Here is an 18849-nt window from a genome sequence, read left to right on the forward strand (position 1 = left end):
GTGGGACGGGGATGATCGTGGCGGACGGGCGCCAGGCGATGTACCGGAAGGTCGCCGCCGAACTGCGGCAGGGCATATCCGACGGCGCCTACGGCTCCGGCGGCAGGCTCCCCGCCGAGTCCGCGCTCGCGCAGACCTACGGTGTCTCCCGGGGCACCATCCGGCAGGCCCTCGCCCTGCTGCGCGCCGACGGCCTGGTCACCTCCCGGCGCGGCACCCGCCGGGTGGTGCTGGGCACCGCCAGGGTGCAGACGTTCAGCGAGACCGTCAGCTTCACCCGCTGGGCGCGCTCGCTGGGCGAGGAGCCCGGCGGCCGGGTGGTGGACGTGGTGCGGCGCGCGGCCGAACCCGTGGAGCGTGAGAAGCTGCGGCTGGCCGAGGGCGACGAGGTGTGCCTGGTGCTGCGGGTGCGCACCCTGTCCGCGGTGCCGGTGATGGTCGAACGCTCCGTGTACCCACGGCACATCGGGGAGATCGTCGCCGGGCTCGACCCGGCCGCCGTCTCGCACACCGTGCCGCTGGAGGAACACGGCGTGCGGTTCACCGACGTGCACCACACCATCGATCTGACCTACGCCGACGCGGACGACGCCGCGCTGCTCGACTGCCGTGTCGGTGACGCGCTGCTGCGCGAACGGCGGCGCAGCACCGATCCCACCGGGACGCCCGTGGAGTGGTCCGAGGACCGCTACCTGCCGGGTACGGTGGCGTTCACCGTGCACAACTCCTCGGCCGCGGCCGCGCTTTCACGGCGCACCGCTTCCTGACGTACCGTCAACTCTCGTGCAGCCAGCTCCGCGCCACCTCGGCCAGGGCGTCGGCGGCCCGGCCCCGGGCGGCCGGGTCGTGCCGTACCGAGAAGCTGTTCTCGACGTGCACGAACGGCACCCCGTCCGCGGCCGCCCGGCGGGCCTGCACGTTCGTGGTGCCCTCCAGGCCGTCGCAGCGCTCCCGCCACACCCGGCACACCCGGAACCCCTTCTCGTCCAGCAGCCGCGCCGCCCGCCGCACCGCGTCGCCCGGTGGCGCCGGACCCGGTGAGACCACCACGTCGTGCCCGGGAGCGCTGGCATCGGCGAAACCGTGCACCTGGATCGCGGGCAGTCCGCGTGCCACCAGCGCGTCGCACACCGCGTTGAAGGCGGAGTCCGCCCGGTGCGCCACATCCGCGCAGTTCCCCTCGCCCGCCGTGCGCAGCGCACCGGCCAGCACCAGCACCCCGCCCGGCGCCCGGTCGAACAGCTCGGCCGCCAGCAGCCCGGTGCGCAGGTCGGAGCGCGGATGCGGAGCCTGCACGCTCCAGTGCGCCGGCCGGGTCACATCCACGTACACCCGGCCCCAGCCCCGCCCGGTCCACGCCGTCTCGCACACCTCCGCCAGCTCACCGGTGGCCCGGCGCAGTCTGCGCACCGTGTAGCCGATCGCCGCCAGCCGCCCGCTCGCCGCCTCGGGCCGCCCGTCGAGCACCTCAAGCACCCCGGCCGCCAGCGCCGCCCGCTCCGCCCGGTCCGGCACCCGGTAGCCGTCGGCCATCGGAAAGCCCCTGATGAACGCCTGGACGTGCTGCGCCAGATCGACGGGCTGCGCCGACACGGTCTCCCCCTTCTCGCTGCTCAGCGGCTGCCACAAGATCAACCTACCCGGCGCCCGCCCGGTTACGGCGGTGGCGGGGAGGAGGCGTTGACAGCGCCGACGACCGGGCACAGACTCGGGCGCGAACCGCCGCGATCTTCGGCTCGCCGGGCGAACAGGGCAGGGCGCAGGGAAGGACACCGATGAGTACTGGCGTGGCAGCCCGTGATGTGTACATCGCCGACGCGGTGCGCACCCCCGTCGGCAAGTACGGCGGCGCGCTCGCCGGAGTGCGCCCGGACGACCTCGCCGCGCATGTCGTACGCGCCCTGGTCGACCGCAGCCCGCAGCTGGACCCGGCCAGGATCGACGACGTGGTGCTGGGCAACGCCAACGGCGCGGGCGAGGAGAACCGCGACGTGGCCCGGATGGCGGTGCTGCTCGCCGGACTGCCGGTCACCGTGCCCGGCTCGACCGTCAACCGGCTGTGCGGATCCGGTCTGGAAGCCGTGATCCAGGCGTACCGCGCCGTCGCGCTCGGTGACGCCTCGATCGCCATCGCGGGCGGCGTGGAGTCGATGAGCCGCGCGCCGTGGGTGGTGCCCAAGCCGGAACGGGCGTTCCCCACCGGGCACCAGGAGATGTACTCCACTACCCTCGGCTGGCGGATGACCAACCCCCGGATGCCCAAGGAGTGGACGGTCTCCCTCGGGGAGGGCGCCGAACTCGTCGCGGACCGGCACCGCATCACCCGCCAGGCACAGGACGCCTTCGCCCTCGCCAGCCATGAGAAGGCCAGCCGCGCCTGGAAGGACGGGCTGTACGCACCGGAGGTGGTACCGGTCGACGGTACCGATCTGGTGCGGGACGAGACCATCCGCGACGCCACCTCGCTGGAGGCGCTGGCCAAGCTGAAGCCGGTGTTCCGCGAGGGCGGCACGGTGACCGCGGGCAACGCCTCACCGCTCAACGACGGCGCCGCCGCGCTGCTGATCGTGGACGAGGCGGGCCTGGCGGCGACCGGCCGCGAACCGCTCGCCCGGATCAGCGCCAGCGCCGTCACCGGCATCGAGCCGCACCTGTTCGGGCTCGGCCCGGTCGAGGCGGTGGAGCGCGCCCTCCAGCGCTCCGGCCGCCGCTTCGCCGACCTTGTGACCTTCGAGCTCAACGAGGCCTTCGCCGCCCAGGCGTTGGGCTGCCTCGCCGAGTGGCCGGACCTCGACCCGGCCGTGGTCAATCCACGCGGCGGCGCCATCGCCATCGGCCACCCGCTCGGCGCTTCGGGCGCCCGGCTCGCCGGGGCCGTCGCCCACCAACTCGCCGCCGCCGGTTCGGGAACCGGCCTTGCCGCCCTGTGCATCGGCGTCGGCCAGGGCCTCGCCCTCGTCCTCGAACGCTAGGCGCTCCGCGGGGGAGTGCGGGGATCCGCCGTGGATCGTCCGCGGCACCGTTGCGGCTGGTCGTGCGGTTCCCCGCGTCCCTTCAGGGCGCTGTCGCACCGCCGAGCCGACCGCACACCCGCCAGAAGTCACCGGACAGGCCGTAGGAGACCGCACCGCTAGGAGGCCGCACATGCCGGAGCCGTACCGTGGCGCGTTATCCCGCCAACCGCAGCGCCCGCTGGTCGTGGTGGACGACCCCGAGGCCGTCGAGCTGACCGGACCGGTGTTCGGCGCCGCCGACGTCACCGCGATCGACAGCGACCTCACCCGCCAGCACCCCGGCCAGCCGCTGGGTCAGCGAATCACCGTCAGCGGCCGTGTGGTTGACCGCACCGGCCGCCCGGTGCACGGCCAACTGGTCGAGATCTGGCAGGCCAACGCCGCCGGACGCTACGCGCACCGCCGCGACCAGCACCACGCCCCACTGGACCCCAACTTCACCGGCGCCGGACGCTGCCTCACCGACGACCAGGGCCACTACCGGTTCACCACGATCCGGCCCGGCGCCTACCCGTGGGGCGAGCACTCCAACTCCTGGCGGCCCGCCCACATCCACTTCTCGCTGTTCGGCACCGCCTTCACCCAGCGGCTGGTCACCCAGATGTACTTCCCCGGCGACCCACTGCTCCCGCTGGACCCCATCTGGTGCGGTGTGCCCGACGCCGACCGGCAGCGGCTGGTCGCCGCCTACGATCCCGAACTGTCCGTCCCCGGCCGGGCGTTGGGCTACCGCTGGGACATCGTCCTGGACGGAGGCCCGCGATGACGCTTGAGCCCACCCCGTCCCAGACCATCGGCCCCTACTTCGGCCACGCCCTGCCGCATCCGGCGGGCGGCCGGATCGCACCCACCGGGCACCCGGACACCGTCACCGTCCACGGCCGGGTGCTCGACGGCTGCGGCGCGCCGGTGGACGACGCCCTGCTGGAGTTCTGGCAGCCCGCACCGGACGGCTCGCGCACCGGGGCGCCCGGCTCACTGCGCCGCGACCCGGTGGACGGTACGGCCGTCGGCCGGGACGGTGTGGCGTTCACCGGGTTCGGACGGGTCGCCACCGGCGCGGACGGCGGCTACGTGGTGCGCACCCTGAGGCCGGGCGGGGTGCCGTACCTGTCGGTGTGCGTCTTCGCCCGGGGACTGCTGGGCAACCTTTTCACCCGGGCCTACCTGAGCCAGGCCGCCGACCCGCTGCTGTCCTCGCTGGACGCCCGGCGCCGCGCGACGCTGATCGCGGTGCCGGAGCGCACCGGGGTCCACCGCTTCGACGTACGGCTGCGCGGCGACGGGGAGCACGAGGAGACGGTCTTCCTCGCGTTCCGGTGAACTCCGCGGCGCGCGAAGGGCGTTGGCGCGGCAGTGATTTCCCGCCGGTGTCTTGACGCGGGTCATTGGTCCAGGCCAATTTATTGGGCATGCGGTGACCGCGGTGTCCCACGGGACGCCCGCGCCGTATGCCACCCCAGCACGCCCGGACGCCGCCCCCTGGCCGCGGCGCCGCCATCACCCGCGCCGGGACGGCCGTGCCCGACCACGCCGCCCGGCGCGGGCTCCATCCCCCCACAACCGGAGTCCGCCATGCCGCAACGCTCCGCCCTGCCCACCAAGACCAAGCACCGCCGCACCACGCTGCTCGCCACCACGCTCCTCGCGGGATCCATGGCGCTCACCGCCAACACCGGCAGCGCCACGGCCGCCACCGCGGGCCAGCACCCGGCGGCCAGCGGTTTCGGCGCCTTCTCCCCGTACGCGGACCTGTCGCTCTACCCGCAGTACAACCTGGCGGGCGGCGCCTCGACCGAGGGCACCAAGTACTTCAACCTGGCGTTCGTCACCGACGGCGGCGGCTGCGACCCCAAATGGGGCGGCGTCACCGACCTGACCGACCAGACCACCACCGACAACATCGCCGCGCTGCGCTCCGCCGGAGGCGACGTACGGGTCTCGTTCGGCGGCGCCAACGGCACGGAGCTGGCGACCGGTTGCTCCTCGGCCACCGATCTGGCCGCCGCGTACCAGAAGGTCATCGACCAGTACGCGCTCACCGACATCGACTTCGACGTCGAGGGCGCCTCGGTCGCCGACTCCGCGTCAGTGGAACGCCGCAACCAGGCGATCGCCCTCCTGGAGCAGAACAACCCCTCGCTCCAGGTCTCCTACACCCTGCCGGTGCTGCCGAACGGACTGACCTCGGACGGCGTCAACGTCCTGAACAGCGCCAGGAACAACGGCGCGAACATCGCCGCGGTGAACGTGATGGCCATGGACTACGGCTCGTCGTTCCCCACCGACATGGGGCAGAACGCCATCGACGCGGCCACCGCGACCCAGGCGCAGATCAAGTCGGTCTGGCCGGACCTCAGCGACGACCAGGCGTGGAACAAGGTGGCGGTCACCCCGATGATCGGGCTCAACGACAACACCAGTGAGACGTTCACCCTCGACGACGCCGCCAGCCTGGTCTCGTTCGCCCAGGGCAAGCACCTGGCCTGGCTGTCGTTCTGGTCCGCCACCCGCGACCAGCCCTGCCCCGGCGGCTCGACCGGCTACGCCCAGCCGACCTGCTCCTCGGTCGACCAGAGCCCCGGCGCGTACGGTCAGACGATGACCGGCTACACCGGCTGACCGGCGTCAGGCCGACGGCGGCATGGCGATCACGCCGAACACCCCGCCCTGTGGATCGCGGACCACGGCCATCCGGCCCGCGGGGATCTCATAGGGCTGCTGCAACACCGCCCCGCCGGCCTTGGTCAGCAGTTCGACCGTGACATCGGTGTCGTTCACCGAGAAGTACGCCAGCCAGTGTGAGGGCGTGCCCTCGGGGAACTGCTCAAGTCCCTGTAGTCCGCCGACCGTTCGGCCCCCGGCGTGCAGTGTGAAGTAGCCGGGCATCTCCTGGTACGGAGTGAAGCTGACGCTGAGCACCCGGGAGTAGAACTCCGAAGCCGCCTGCGGGTCCCGCGAGTTGAGTTCGTTCCAGCACAGGGTGTTCGGTTCGTTGACGAGTTGCGCGCCGAAGAAGTCCAACGGCTGCCAGAACCCGAACACCCCGCCGGTCGGATCGACGCAGACCGCCATCCGCCCGATGTTGGGCGGAACGTCCATCGGCCCCATGCAGACCTGTCCGCCGTACTCGCCGACCGCCCGTACCGCCGCGTCGATGTCGTCCACCGACAGGTACGTGGTCCAGGCGGTGGGCGGCGCGGGCTGGCCCTCCATCGCCATCGCCTTGCCGATTCCGGCAACGGGCTTGCCATGCAACGTACAGACCGTGTAGCCGCCCACCTCCTCGGGGCCGACCTCGCCGGACCAGCCGAACAGCTCGCCGTAGAAGTCCAGGGCGGCCTGCTGATCGCCGACCATCAGATCCACCCAGCACGGGGTCCCCACCGGGTGCGCGGCTGTGACCTCGGACATGCCCTCGCCTCCACATCTCGGCGGTCCGCCGCCCACCACGGCGGACGATGTCCATCCCCTCGCCACCCACCCTTGCCGAGCCCGGTGCCGACCGCCACTCGGGGGTCAGCGCGCCGGGGCGGCCTGCGCCGTACGGGCCAGCATGGTCATCGGGTCGCCGACCCGCAGCGCCCGCTCCAGGGTGTCGAGCAGCTCCGAGGGTGGGACAGCCAGCACGGTGCACCTGGCGTGCGCCAGGCAGTAGCGGCTCACCGCACCGTGGAACATCCGCCGCAGCCGACCGCGCCTGCCGCTCCCCACGATGAGCAGGTCATCCGGCCGGTCCGCGGTGTGCACCAGTGCCTGGCCAGCGTCGCCGCGCACCACCCGGCCCTGGATCCGCACGCCCTCCGGGTAGCCGCCGAAGGCCTGCTCGAAGGCGGTGTCCATCCGCTTGCACGCGGCGATCTCCCACTCCTTCAGCAGCGCCGGGCAGGGGCTGCGGCGGTACGTGGCCTCGCCGCCCACCGGGGTCCAGGCGAGCACCGGCACGAGGACGGCGTCCCTGCGGCGCGCCTCGTCCACCGCGCGGTGCAGCGCCGCCAGGCTGCTCAGCGATCCGCTGACCCCCACGACGACCCGCGTGTCCTCGGCCATGATCGTTCGCTTCCCTTTTCCGCTCCGCTCCCGGGGCCCCTGCCGCCCCGGGTGATCCGCACCTCCAGTGGACGTCCGTCATATGCCCGGCGACGGTCGTCTTGACGGGCTTCGTACGGCGGCCGCCCACTGCTTGACGCGTCCTTGATGTGCGGGGACAGCGAGCTGGTCAGACCCGCTGCGGCAACGGTGGCAGCCGCTTCTCGTACAGCCATGACCGAAACAGTTCGTCGAGCTTGCGGTGGGCGTGCCGCTCGGCCAGGGCGATGAACTCGCCCGTCGCCGCGTTGCCGTGGCGGTACTCGGTCGCCCAGGCGCGCAGCGTGGCGAAGAACGCCTCGTCCCCGACCGTGGTGCGCAGCGCGTGCAGCGTACAGGCGCCACGGGAGTACACCCGGTCGTCGAAGATCCGGTCGGGTCCGGGGTCGCCGATCCGCAGCCGCTGGCCGTCGTCGGCCAGGTCCGTCCAGTTGTCCGCCGCGAGTTGGTCGGCGCTGGCGCCGCCGGAGTGCTCGGACCACAGCCACTCGCAGTAGGTGGCGAACCCCTCGTTGAGCCAGATGTGCCGCCACTCGGCGAGGCTCACGCTGTTGCCGAACCAGTGGTGGGCCAGCTCGTGCGCCACCAGGTGCTCACTTCCGCGCCTGCCGTCCACGTGGTTCACGCCGAACAGCGAGAACGTCTGGTTCTCCACCGGCTGGTCGAGCTCGGCGTCGACCACCACCGACCCGTACACCTCGAACGGGTACGGTCCGAACAGGTCCTGGAACAGCCGCATCATCTGCGGCTGCCGTCCGAAGTCATGGTCGAACGCGGTGGCCAGCCGCATGGGATAGGCGTTGCGGATCGGCACCGGGCCGCCGTCCTGCGTGGTGAAGACGAAGCGGCCGATGTTGAGCGTCGCCAGATAGCTGGCCATCGGCCCGGGGTGCTGGTACGTCCAGGTCGTCCCCGTCCCCGGCACGGTCGTGCGGTCGGTCAACACCCCGTTGGCGACGACCTGGTGGCCCTCCGGCACCGTCACCGCCATCCGGTACGCGGCCTTGTCGCCCGGCCGGTCGTTGCACGGGTACCACGAGGGGGCGCCCAGCGGCTGGCTGGCCACCAGCACACCGCCGGGCGAGCCCGTCGTGTAGTCCCAGCCGATCTCACCGAACGGGGTGCGCAACGGCTTGGGCCGCCCCGAGTAGCGCACCTCGCAGACGAACCGCCGACCGGCGGCCAGCCCACCGGCCGGAGTGACACGCAACTTGCCCCGCCGGTGCCGGAACTGGGCGGCCACCCCGTCCACGTCCACCGCCGACACGGTGAGCGCCGAGGACAGGTCAAGCCCGAATCCGTCGCCCGCCGCGTCGGCGGTCGCCGTCACCCGTGCCACGCCGTCCAGCGTGCGGATCGGCGGATGGTACGTCAGCCGCAGGTCGTACTCGGCGACATGCAGACCCGGGTCGCCGTGGTTGGGGAAGTAGCGGGCCTGGGCAGCCGCACCCGCGGCACCGGACCCCTGGTAGGCGTCCGCCGCGGCGCACGTCACCGGAAGGGACAGCGCACCGGCCACGAACGCCCGGCGAGTCCACGGACACACGGTTCGATCTCCTTGGAAGTCCAGGGGCTTTGCCGGGTCCGCCGCGTCAGAACGACGCGACGGACCCCGGAAGACGGCTCACGCCGAGGCGACCGGCTCGGCGTCCGACGTCCACGAGGACACCGGGTTGCCCAGCCAGCGGGTGCCGGACGGCACCTGCTCGCCGCGCATCACCAGGGACGCCGGACCGATCACGGTACCGTCGCCGACCGCGGAACCGGGCAGCACGATGGAGTGCGGACCCAGTGTCGCGCCTCGTCCCAGCCGGACGCCGTCAACACGCATCAGCCGGTCGTGGAACAGATGCGTCTGCAGCACACAGCCTCGGTTCACGCTCGCCCCGTCGCCCAGCCGCACCAGGTCGGTCTCCGGCAGCCAGTGGCTCTCGCACCACACCCCGCGGCCGATCCGCGCGCCCAGCGAACGCAGCCAGATGTTCAGCAGCGGCGTGCCGATCAGCGAACCGGCCAGCCACGGCATCGCCAACTCCTCGACGAACACGTCGTACAGCTCGTTGCGCCACACGAAGGAGGACCACAGCGGATGCTCACCCTGCCGGAACCGGCCCACCAGCAGCCACTTGGCCGCCGTCGTGGTCGCACACGCCACCGCGCCCGCCGCCAGCAGCACCAACCCGGCCAGCGCCAGCGCCGCCGTCCAACCGTCCAGGTCCACCAGCTCCTGCAACGCCACGAACGACACATCGCCCAGCACCGCGGTGCACAACAGCGGGATGAACCGGCACAGTTCCACCGCCGCGCGGGCCATCACCAGCCGCTTGGGCGGCGCGAAGGTACGGCTGGGATCGGCGCCGTCCGCGTTGCGGGCGACGGTGAAGCCCGGGCGGCCCAGCCAGGACGACCCGGGCTCGGCGTGCGCGGGCGCGTCGGAGAGCACCCCGACCAGCGACTCGTCGGGCAGCGCCCGGCCCGGCCCGACGATGCCCGAGTTGCCGACGAACGAGCGCCGACCCACGCTGGACCGCCCCAACCGCAGCCAGCCGCCGCGCACTTCGTACGGCGCCACCAGCGTGTCGTCCGCCAGGAACGCGCCGTCCTCGACCGTCATCAGCCCCGGCAGCGCCAGCACCGTGGACAACTCGGCCCGGCGGCCCACCCGGGCGCCCAGCAGCCGCATCCACACCGGAGTGAACAAGCTGGCATACAGCGGGAAAAGGGAACCGCGCGCCTGGTCCATCAGCCCCGAGGCGACCCAGGCGCACCAGGCCGCCTTGCCGTGCACCGGATGGAAACCGGGCTTCAGCGCCCGGCCCGCCAGCCGGACCAGCACTACCAGCAGCCCCGCGTAGCAGGTCATGGTCAACGCGGTCAACGCCGGTGCGGTCCATAGCAGTTGGCCCAGCAGTACGCCCAGCGACGCGTCGCGCCCGGCGATCCGGTACAACACCGCCAGCGCGGGCAGTACGGACACCAACGGCAGCAGGTTGAAGCCCAACAGCGCCGCGGCGTACGCCGGATACCACCGCTTGGAGTGGCTACCGCGCGGCTCGGGCCACTCAGCGCCCGCCGGATCCGCGTCCCGGGCGGGCCTGGCCGGGCTGCCGACCCAGCGCTGCCGCGCGGGTACCACACCGCTCACCAGCGAGCCGGGTGCGACCTCGGCGCCCGCACCGACCACGGCGCCGGGCAGCAGCGTCGACCGGGTCGCCACCCGGGCGCCCGCCTCGACCTTCACCCGGCCGAGGTGCAGCACATCCCCGTCCAGCCACCAACCGGCCAGGTCGACCTCCGGCTCCACGGCGCAGCCGTCGCCGAGTTCGGCCATGCCGGTCACCGGCGGCATGGTGTGCAGCGACACATCACGGCCCACCGAGCAGCCCAGCGCCCGGGCGTACCGCGCGGCCCACGGCGTACCGATCAGCCCCGGCACACCGAACGTGGCCACCACGCGCTCGGCCGCCCACAGCCGCAGGTGCGTCGCACCACCGCGCGGATGCGCACCGGGCCGCAGCCCCCGGGTCAGCAGCCGGGCCGCACCGGCGCCGATCGCCAGCCGGGCGGGCGCGCTGTAGAGCACCAGCCAGCCGCCGAGCACCACCCACCACGAGGTGTGCGGCGCCCACGGCAGCGGCCCCACCAGGTTGTCCAGCGTGGCCAGCCCCAGCAGCCAGCGCATGCCGGTGACCGTGTACAGCACGGCCAGCACCAGGCACTGCACCACTCCGGCGCGCTTCGGTGTCGGCCGCACCTCGCGCTGGGCCTCCGAGGACTCGCGATGCGAGTCCAGTCGTTCGGCCAGCGCCAGCAGCCCCGAGCAGTGGTAGACGTCGGCCACCGACACGTCCGGATACCGCTCGCGCAGTGTGGAGACCAGCTTGGCGGCGGACAGGCTCGTGCCGCCGAGCGCGAAGAAGTCCGACTCCGCGGAGACCGGCAGGCCCAGCAGATCCTGCCAGCGCGCCGCCAGCCAGCCCGCGGTGCCCGTCAACTCCTGCTCCACCTGCGGTCGCGCGTTCGGCAGCGGCCACGGCAGTGCGCCTCGGTCGACCTTGCCCGAGGTACGGGTGGGCAGGTCGTCCACCACGGCGAGCACCGGAACGAGTGACTGCGGTAGCTGGTCGAGGAGTTGACGGCGGGCGGCCGTGGTGTCCAGCCCGTCCTCGCTCGGCACCAGGTAGCCGACCAGCACCTGGCCGCCTCCCGAGGTGCTGCGCACCGCCGCCGCGGCGGCCCGTACCCCCGGCAGCGCCTGCAACGCGGCGTCGATCTCACCGAGTTCGACCCGGCGTCCGGCGAGCTTGACCTGTTCGTCGGCCCGGCCGACGAACACCAGCCCCTCCGGCTCCGCCCGCACCAGGTCACCGCTGCGGTAGGCGCGGCGGCCGGGCAGCGCGGGGTGGGCGCTGAACTTCTCGGCGTCCTTGGCCGGGTCGAGGTAGCGGGCGGTGCCCACACCGGCGATCACCAGTTCACCGGACTCGCCCCAGGACACCGGTCGGCCCTCGGCGTCCACCACGGCGATCTCCCAGCCGTCCAGTGGTTTGCCGATGCGCACCGGCTCGCCCGGCAGCATCCGGGTGGCGCAGGCGACGACGGTGGTCTCGGTGGGGCCGTAGGTGTTCCACATCTCGCGTTCGCCGCCGAGCCGGTCCACCAGTTCGGCAGGGCAGGCCTCGCCGCCGACGATCAACAGCCGTACCCGGTCCAGCGATTCCACCGGCCACAGGGCGACCAGCGTCGGCACCGTGGAGACCACCGTGATCGCACGGTCCACCAGCCACGGTCCCAGATCGGTGCCCGCCCGCACCAGCGAGCGCGGCGCGGGGACCAGGCAGGCGCCGTGCCGCCAGGCCAGCCACATCTCCTCACAGGAGGCGTCGAACGCCACCGAAAGACCGGCCAGCACCCGGTCACCGGGGCCCAACGGTGCCCGCTGGAGGAACAGCCGGGCCTCGGCGTCCACGAACGCGGCGGCCGACCGGTGGGTGACGGCAACTCCCTTGGGCTTGCCCGTCGTTCCGGAGGTGAAGATGATCCAGGCGTCGTCCTGCGGCGAAGGTCTGCGCCGCCTGCCCTGCGGCGGGGCCTCGGGACGGGCGACCACGGACAGCCCGGCACCGATGACGGCGCACACCGCGGCCTCGGACCAGATCATCTCGGCCCGCTCGTCAGGGTCGTCGGCGTCCACCGGTACGTAGGCGGCGCCCGCGTACAGCACGCCGAGCACGGCCACGTACAGGTCGGAGGTGCCTGACGGCACACGTATGCCGACCCGGTCGCCCGCGCCGATGCCCTGGGCGTTCAACTTGTCGGCGAACACGGAGACTTCGGCGAGCAGGCCGCGGTAGTCGAGGACAACGCCCCCGGCCTCCAGGGCCGGAGCTGTGGGATGCGTCTGGGCGGAGGTCTCCAGGACGTCGATGAGTGTACGGGCGGGCGCGGGCGGTACCGCCGACCAGAGCGCCCCGGAGACGGGAGAGTCGGTCAGTGTGTCCTGCTGGGACGGAATCCGGCATGGCGAGGTGGCGTACTGCGGTCGCGGTGTCAAGGAAGGTCCTTCTGGATTACGCCCTGTGTGGGCGGGGCGTGTGTCACGAAGGCCGCTGCCCCGTACAGCGGCGGTTTGTTGCACATATACAGACGCGCGATGAGCTGGCGCAGTTGGCGACAAAGGCGCAAACAGTGGACCAAGAGTCCGTAGGTCCTCCTCAAAATCTGTTCGAAAAGACGTCAGCCGACGGCTGGCGTCTCGGATAAGACGCTGGTAAGCCAAGCATGAGAAGAACATAAGAGAAAGCTGAGAGGGCGCTCAGGTCGCGCAACGATCCGCTTTCCGAACGGCTTTACCAGCCGTTTCATGGGGTGTGACCGGCGATTTCGAAACCTCACCCGGTGTACACGCGTGCGAGTGCGGGCCGGTGCGGGCGCACTTGGCAATTCGATGGATGTGCTAGAATTTTCGATTCGCTCGCGCCGCCGTCACGCCCCCGTCACGGCCTCAGCCGTATTCCGCCGCGATGCGAGCGGGTCACGGCGAACAGTCCCGTCCGAAGGACTCCTCGATGCCTGGTCGCGGGGGCGCCCGGTCAAGGATGGCGCCTTCAATTCACCTTCCGCACATCAAGGTTCACTTTCCGCTCGCGCGATGTGGAGGCGGTGTGGAGGCGACGCGTCCGGTACCGGGGCGATCGCGGGGCGGTGCGGGCTTGCCGCGGTCCCGGGTGGCGCCGAGCCGACCAGCCGCCAGATGCCCGGCGGGTGGCGGCGGACCGGGTGGAAATGGCGCAGTGACACGGCCGCCGATTGGATCTTCTGCTCGCGCTGCCCGCGGCGTACCGTCGCCCCTGGACGCAGTCCCGATGAACCCCGACCAACGAGGAGAGCCATGGCTGTTGACGCCCGTACCAAGGAAAAGGCCCGGCGGTTCCGGGAGTTGGCGCTGGAATCGGTGCTCGTGCTGCCCAACGCCTGGGATGCCGCGAGTGCCGCGGTGATCGCCGAGGCGGGCGCCCGGGCGATCGCCACCAGCAGCGCCGCGATGGCCTGGTCGCTGGGGCGCGGCGACGGTCAGAAGATGAGCCGGGAGGAGATGGCGCGGGCCGCCGCCCGGGTCGTGGCAGCCGTCGAGCTGCCGGTGACCGTGGACGCCGAGGCGGGCTACGGCCCGACGGAGGAGGACGCCGTGGCCACCGCGACCGCGGTGATCGCGGCCGGTGCCATCGGGCTGAACCTGGAGGACTCCACGGTGCCGCGCGGACCGCTGTTCACCGTTGAGCGGCAGTCCGCCCGGATCCGTGCGGCCCGGGCGGCCGCGGTGGAGGCGGGACTGCCCGAGCTGGTGATCAACGCCCGTACGGATGTGTACCTTTCACAGACCGGTGCGGCCGAGTACCGGCTGGGCGAGGCGTTGGACCGGGCGGTGGCCTACGCGGAGGCGGGTGCCGACAGCTTCTTCGTGCCCGCCCTGCTCGACCTGGACACCCTGCGCGAGCTCGCCGAGGCCTCGCCGCTGCCGCTCAACGCGCTGGCCATGCCCGGCGGCCCGAGCGTGGCCGAGCTCGCGCAGGCGGGGGTACGCAGGATCAGCCTCGGTGCCGGGGTGGCCCGGGCCGCGTACTCGGCGGCCCGCGAGGCCGCGCTGGAGCTGCTGAACGAGGGCACGTTCAAGGGCCTTGAGGGTACGCTCGAAGCCTCCCACCTCAACAGCCTGTTCTCGTAGGGCGGTTGGTCACGGCAGTCGGCGGCCCCATGCCGAGATGGTGACCTGTGGAATGTCGACGAAGGCCGGATCATCGAGCAGTTCGAAGAACCCCTTCAGATCCGCCTCGGTGATCAGGCCGTCGGCGACCAGCGCCGGACCGGCCTGGTTGATCAGCGGGCGCCAGCGGTCCTTGCCGAGCAGGCCCATACAGCCCAGGTTGCCGGTGAATCCCACGTCTCGCAGCCCGTTGCGGGCGAGCACCGCGGGCAGGCCGCGCGCCCAGGTCAGATCGGCGCCGTGCTCGTTGTACTTGCGTTCGTACGCCGCCATCAGCCGTCGCACCAACGGGAACGGCGAGGTGTCCGCCGGGAGTTGGTAGGGGTCCTCGACCATCAGCCAGCCACCGGGCGCCAGCCAGCGGGTGGCGCGTGCGATGACCTCCTCGCGCCGCGGCAGATGGCAGAGCAGATAGCGGGCGTGGATCAGGTCGAAGCCGCCCGGCGGGAACTCCTCGCTGAGCACGTCGGCCTGCTGGACGACGAGGTTGTCGGCCCGGTCGGCGTCGAGGTACCGGGTGTCGATGTCGACCGCGGTCACCTGTCCGTCCGGGCAGCGCCCGGCCAGCCAGTAAGCGATGGACCCGGCACCCGCGCCCAGTTCCAGGCAGCGCCAGGAGGGTTCGACGGACAGGTCCTCGATGACCGCGATCGTCCGTGCGTCCACGCTGTTCTGGATGGACTCCAGCCGGTTGCGTTCCTGCGGGGAGTTCTTGCCCAACATGCCGGTGCTATAACGGTCGTTGGCGGCGGGACGGTTCATGGTTCTCGCTGAGCTCCTGATTGCGGCTGCGGTTCGGGCCGGACGGCCTCGGCCATCTGCTCGCCGTATCCATCCGGTACGGGCGTGGAGCGGGTGGGCCGCACGGAATCCGGCGGAAAGCCCGCGACGATTCTGCGCGCCCGGTGCACCTCGAGGAGGAACTCGATCTCATCGTGCAGATCGTGTCCCCTAAAGCTCGCGGAGGCGGTCGGATTGGGCAGCGGCAGGGCCCCGTTCGCCTTCGTCCGCCGGGCTTCCGCCAACCAGCAGGCGACGACCGCCGGTTCGAACCGGTGCTCCGGCAGACCGCGCATGCTGACGTACTCGCGGGCGCGCTCCACGGTCTGCGGCGTCACATAGTCACGCAGTACCAAGATGGCGTCGCGGATCTCGATGACCTCGCGGTACAGCCGCAGGTACACCGCCTGGGGTCCGCCGAGGGTCTCCCGGAACCGGCCGCGTGGAGCGTCCAGGGCGACATGCGGAACCGCTTCGACGAGTTCCCGCCACAGCGGCCGCAGTCGCCACAGGGCTGCCGCGTTGCGGGCCAGCCGGTGCGCGGTGAGCAGCAGCGGAAGCGCGGTCCCGGCGGTCATCAGCCATGCGGTGATGCCGATGTTGAGCGGGAACAGCGCACCGAGCCAGGCGGGGCGGGCGAGCAGGAACGCCAGCACGACGGTCCAGAACACCGAGGACGAGATGAAGCCGCCGGCGAGCAGCACCAGCCCGAGGCGGAAGGCCCGGTCCCGCTTCGCCTGGCGGCTGTAGCGCACGCACATCACCGCACACGGAATCGTTCCGGTCAGATGCGCCGCGACCAGGATCCACCAGAACAGGCTGTACCACGGCACGTGCTCGGAGGTGACGCAGCCCGAGTTCGGCGCGATGGTGGCGTTGAGCACGACCAACGTCACGGTGGTGACCGCCATCGCGCCGTAGACCAGCCAGGGGCGGCGCCGTGACATGGCGGCCAGCACGAAGTCGAGGATGAGCGCGGAGCTGAAGACGCCCCACACGTTCATGAACAGGCCGCAGCTCTGGGCGAACACGAAGGTCCGGTCGAGCGCCGCGGTGACCGGGTCCAGATAGACGGTGATCGACCCGGCCAGTCCCGCCACGGCGAGCAGCAGCATCCGCTGCTGGCGCGAGCGCCGGGCCGTGGGCACCCGCAGGAACACCGCCAACCACATGACCAGCGCGCCGGACAGCTCAACGGCAGAGCCCATGTTGTACACCGAGGCGTCGTCCATGACTCCTACTCGCGGATTCCGAGGGACACTTCGAGCTTGCCGCGCACCCCGGTGGACGGCAGCGGCGCGAGCGTTCCGGCCTTGGCCCGGATCAGGCTCGCGACGAGTTCCGCTTCCTGTTCCTGCTCGGTGGTGTAACTGGTGCGGCCCAGGATGCGTCGAATCGCCTCCGGATCGAGGCTCGGTAGCAACCCGGCCAGCGCACCGGGGTCCTCCCAGCCTCCGTTGTCATGGTGCATCAGGATGTGGCCGATTTCGTGGAGGGCGATGTGGTCGCGGTGAAACCGGGACGTCTTCTCCTCGACGTAGATCTCGTCGGCCGTGTCGGTGGAGATCACCAGTCCGCAGGCATGGGCTCCGAAGCCGCTGGGCAGGCTGCGCAGCCGGATGGCACGGCCACGCTGTAAGGACAGGTCGTGGATGAGGCGCTCCACGGAGAACGGGCGGGGGAGGGTGAGCGTACTGACCAGCGCTTGGCACTTGTTCCGGACGCGCCGTGTGGTCATGGTGCGGCTGTACCCTCCCATCGCCCTTGGCCCGCGGTCGGCCCGGGCCGTAGGACCACTCTTCCCTAGCCAACCAACGCCGTACGTTGGTCGTCAATATCGGTTGCCGTTGACAAGTGGTCAGAAAACGAAGCGGAATGGCGTGCGGCGCTGTTCGAATTCAGCCCTGCCGCACCGCGACCGCGAACAGACGGCGGAACGGGAAGACCGTGCCGTGCGGCCCGGCCGGGTACGCCTCGCGCAGCAGCGCGCCGTACTCGGTGAGGAAGGCGGCCTGGTCCGCCGGGTCGGTGAGCTGGCTGAGGACGGGGCGCAGTGCGGTGCCCCTGGTCCAGTCGAGGACCGGGTCGGGGCCGGTCAGCACCGTGTAGTAGGTGGTCTCCCACACATCCGCGGCGCAGCCCTGAGCCAGCAGGGCGTCCAGGTATTCGGCCGGTTCGTGCACGCCGGAGCGGTTGGGCGCCAGGTCCAGCTTCCGGCTCCAACGCGGGCTGCCGATCAGCTCGCTGAGCAGGGTGTGGCTGGGGGCGTCGAAGTTGCCGGGGGCCTGGAAGGCGAGTACGCCGCCGAGGCGCAGTGCCCGCACCCAGCGGGGGAGCAGCTTGATATGGCCGGGCAGCCACTGGATCAGCGCGTTGCTGACGATCAGGTCGGGCCGGGCGGGCGCCGGGTCGTGTTCGGCGGCGTCGGCGAGCAGGTAGTCGGCGCTGGGCTCGCCGGTGGTGCGGGCGGTGTGCAGCATCTCGGGGGAGTTGTCGACGCCGGTGATCCGGGCCTGTGGCCAGTGCTCGCGTACCACGGCGGTGGAGTTGCCTGGGCCGCAGCCGAGGTCGAGGACGACGGGTGCGGCGGGCAACTCCGGTACCCGGGCCAGCAGTTCGCGTAGCGGCCGGGTGCGCTCCTTCGCGAAGCGCAGGTACTGCTGCGGGTCCCAGTTGGGTGCGGTCATGGTGACGCCTCCGCCAGATATCTTGACGTCAAGGTACCTGTAAGCTTCCCCGGTATATCTCTCGGCGTCAAGATACTTGATCTCGTGAGGTCTGTTCCCCGGCGTGCGCCGCCGACGGCGAGAACGATCTTCGACGGCCATCTCCCGCCGCACGCGAGCAGGGGACGTGTCATCGGCCCGCCCAGGAGACCATGGAACCCGAAGCACCCATGGTGGGGCGCGGAAGATCGACCGGCGCCTCGACGCGCTGCGCCACCCGCTGGACGCCGGCGACCGCCCGCTGGAGGAGACCTGCGACCGGCTGCTGCGCGAACTGCGCTCACCCGACGACCCGGACGACGTCGCCCTGCTCATCGCCCGCACCCATCCCTACCGCTGACCTCCGCGCCCGCCAACCGGCCGCAGTCCGGGGCAGCCTGGCTCTCGGCGACGCGCGGAACGGATCAGCCGTGCTGCGCCCCACGGGCCAACAGCAGCAGCGCGTCGACGAGTTCCTCCGCGGGGGATCCCGTGGCCAGGCTGCGCAGTTGTAGCCCGAAGACCAGGGCGACGGCACTGCTCGCCCACCGTTCCGCGTCGCACACCCCCAGTCCGGTCAGGATCCGGGCGGCCAACCGGTCGTACGCGGCGAAGCACTGCGCGGCCGCGGCGCGCAGCCGCTCGTCACGGCCAGCCTGAACGTACAGTTCGAACGGCGCGATGTGTCTGCTGTCGAACTCCGTGCCCCGCGCGACCTGACCGACCACGAAGGCGGCCCGATCGAGGTCCATGCCCTCGGTCTGGCACTGGTCGGCGAGTTCGGTGAACCGCCGGGTCTCCTCGGCGACGAAGTGCAGCAGACTCTCGCGCAGCAACTCGTGCTGGGTGGCGAAGTGGTAGGTGACCGAACCGAGCGAGACCCCCGCCTCCTTGGCGATCCGCCGGTTGGTGACTCCCGCGATGCCGTCCTCACCGATGATGCGCAGCACGGCGTCGATGATGCACTGCCGGGTTCCGGGGGGCTTGGACATGGCGA

The 18849-nt window shown here is 71.7% G+C and carries 17 protein-coding genes; 7 read left to right on the forward strand and 10 right to left on the reverse strand.

All coding sequences use genetic code 11. The features are described 5' to 3' along the window. Positions 1–17 precede the first annotated feature (17 nt). Positions 18–767: a GntR family transcriptional regulator gene (locus tag NON19_RS00065; RefSeq protein WP_255924403.1), complete on the forward strand. Its 750-nt coding sequence runs from the start codon at positions 18–20 to the stop codon at positions 765–767. 7 nt (positions 768–774) lie between these two features. On the opposite strand, the gene NON19_RS00070 is transcribed toward NON19_RS00065, so the two are convergent. Continuing rightward, positions 775–1593: a hypothetical protein gene (locus tag NON19_RS00070; protein ID WP_255924404.1), complete on the reverse strand. Its 819-nt coding sequence runs from the start codon at positions 1591–1593 to the stop codon at positions 775–777. Between the two features lie 182 nt (positions 1594–1775). Between NON19_RS00070 and NON19_RS00075 the strand changes: the two genes are divergently transcribed. From NON19_RS00075 to NON19_RS00090, 4 genes are all read left to right on the forward strand, one after another. After that, entirely contained in the window at positions 1776–2972 is a 1197-nt protein-coding gene (locus NON19_RS00075) for a thiolase family protein (RefSeq protein WP_255924405.1), read from the forward strand. A 172-nt stretch (positions 2973–3144) separates the two neighbouring features. Further along, positions 3145–3780: a protocatechuate 3,4-dioxygenase subunit beta gene (gene pcaH, locus NON19_RS00080; RefSeq protein WP_255924406.1), complete on the forward strand. Its 636-nt coding sequence runs from the start codon at positions 3145–3147 to the stop codon at positions 3778–3780. Next, a complete protein-coding gene (gene pcaG, locus NON19_RS00085) occupies positions 3777–4337 on the forward strand; it encodes a protocatechuate 3,4-dioxygenase subunit alpha (protein WP_255924407.1) in 561 nt (186 codons plus the stop codon). Before pcaH ends, pcaG begins: the two co-directional genes overlap by 4 nt. Positions 4338–4589: 252 nt before the next feature. After that, positions 4590–5636: a chitinase gene (locus tag NON19_RS00090; protein WP_255924408.1), complete on the forward strand. Its 1047-nt coding sequence runs from the start codon at positions 4590–4592 to the stop codon at positions 5634–5636. 6 nt (positions 5637–5642) lie between these two features. Here the strand turns inward: NON19_RS00090 and NON19_RS00095 are convergent, their stop codons facing one another. The 4 genes from NON19_RS00095 to NON19_RS00110 all read right to left on the reverse strand — a co-directional run bounded on the left by NON19_RS00095 (position 5643) and on the right by NON19_RS00110 (position 12657). Next, complete coding sequence (locus NON19_RS00095) at positions 5643–6428, reverse strand: VOC family protein (protein ID WP_255924409.1); 786 nt, start codon at positions 6426–6428, stop codon at positions 5643–5645. A gap of 105 nt (positions 6429–6533) precedes the next feature. After that, entirely contained in the window at positions 6534–7064 is a 531-nt protein-coding gene (locus NON19_RS00100; protein ID WP_255924410.1) for a universal stress protein, read from the reverse strand. A gap of 169 nt (positions 7065–7233) precedes the next feature. Further along, positions 7234–8649, reverse strand: a complete 1416-nt coding sequence (locus NON19_RS00105) for a M1 family metallopeptidase (protein ID WP_255924411.1) — start codon at positions 8647–8649, stop codon at positions 7234–7236. 78 nt (positions 8650–8727) lie between these two features. Continuing rightward, complete coding sequence (locus NON19_RS00110) at positions 8728–12657, reverse strand: Pls/PosA family non-ribosomal peptide synthetase (RefSeq protein ID WP_372513939.1); 3930 nt, start codon at positions 12655–12657, stop codon at positions 8728–8730. A gap of 837 nt (positions 12658–13494) precedes the next feature. Here NON19_RS00110 and NON19_RS00115 point away from each other — a divergent pair. Then, positions 13495–14328, forward strand: a complete 834-nt coding sequence (locus NON19_RS00115; RefSeq protein WP_255924412.1) for an isocitrate lyase/PEP mutase family protein — start codon at positions 13495–13497, stop codon at positions 14326–14328. Positions 14329–14337: 9 nt separating this feature from the next. Here the strand turns inward: NON19_RS00115 and NON19_RS00120 are convergent, their stop codons facing one another. From NON19_RS00120 to NON19_RS00135, 4 genes are all read right to left on the reverse strand, one after another. After that, on the reverse strand, positions 14338–15129 hold the full coding sequence (locus tag NON19_RS00120; RefSeq protein ID WP_255924413.1) for a class I SAM-dependent methyltransferase: 792 nt from the start codon (positions 15127–15129) through the stop codon (positions 14338–14340). Beyond that, positions 15126–16379: an MAB_1171c family putative transporter gene (locus NON19_RS00125; RefSeq protein WP_255924414.1), complete on the reverse strand. Its 1254-nt coding sequence runs from the start codon at positions 16377–16379 to the stop codon at positions 15126–15128. Before NON19_RS00125 ends, NON19_RS00120 begins: the two co-directional genes overlap by 4 nt. A gap of 5 nt (positions 16380–16384) precedes the next feature. After that, entirely contained in the window at positions 16385–16885 is a 501-nt protein-coding gene (locus NON19_RS00130) for a hypothetical protein (RefSeq protein WP_255924415.1), read from the reverse strand. Positions 16886–17045: 160 nt separating this feature from the next. Beyond that, positions 17046–17834 carry a methyltransferase domain-containing protein gene (locus tag NON19_RS00135; RefSeq protein ID WP_255924416.1) on the reverse strand — a complete coding sequence of 263 codons (789 nt, stop codon included), beginning with the start codon at positions 17832–17834 and terminating at the stop codon, positions 17046–17048. Between the two features lie 166 nt (positions 17835–18000). On the opposite strand from NON19_RS00135, the gene NON19_RS00140 reads away from it, so the two are divergent. Continuing rightward, positions 18001–18213: a PP2C family serine/threonine-protein phosphatase gene (locus NON19_RS00140; RefSeq protein ID WP_303653301.1), complete on the forward strand. Its 213-nt coding sequence runs from the start codon at positions 18001–18003 to the stop codon at positions 18211–18213. Between the two features lie 64 nt (positions 18214–18277). Here the strand turns inward: NON19_RS00140 and NON19_RS00145 are convergent, their stop codons facing one another. After that, the gene (locus tag NON19_RS00145; RefSeq protein WP_255924417.1) at positions 18278–18844 is read right to left on the reverse strand and encodes a TetR/AcrR family transcriptional regulator; all 567 of its coding nucleotides are present in this window, start codon (positions 18842–18844) and stop codon (positions 18278–18280) included. Positions 18845–18849: the final 5 nt, after the last annotated feature.

The organism is Streptantibioticus rubrisoli, from assembly GCF_024436055.1.
Lineage (GTDB): Bacteria > Actinomycetota > Actinomycetes > Streptomycetales > Streptomycetaceae > Streptantibioticus_A > Streptantibioticus_A rubrisoli.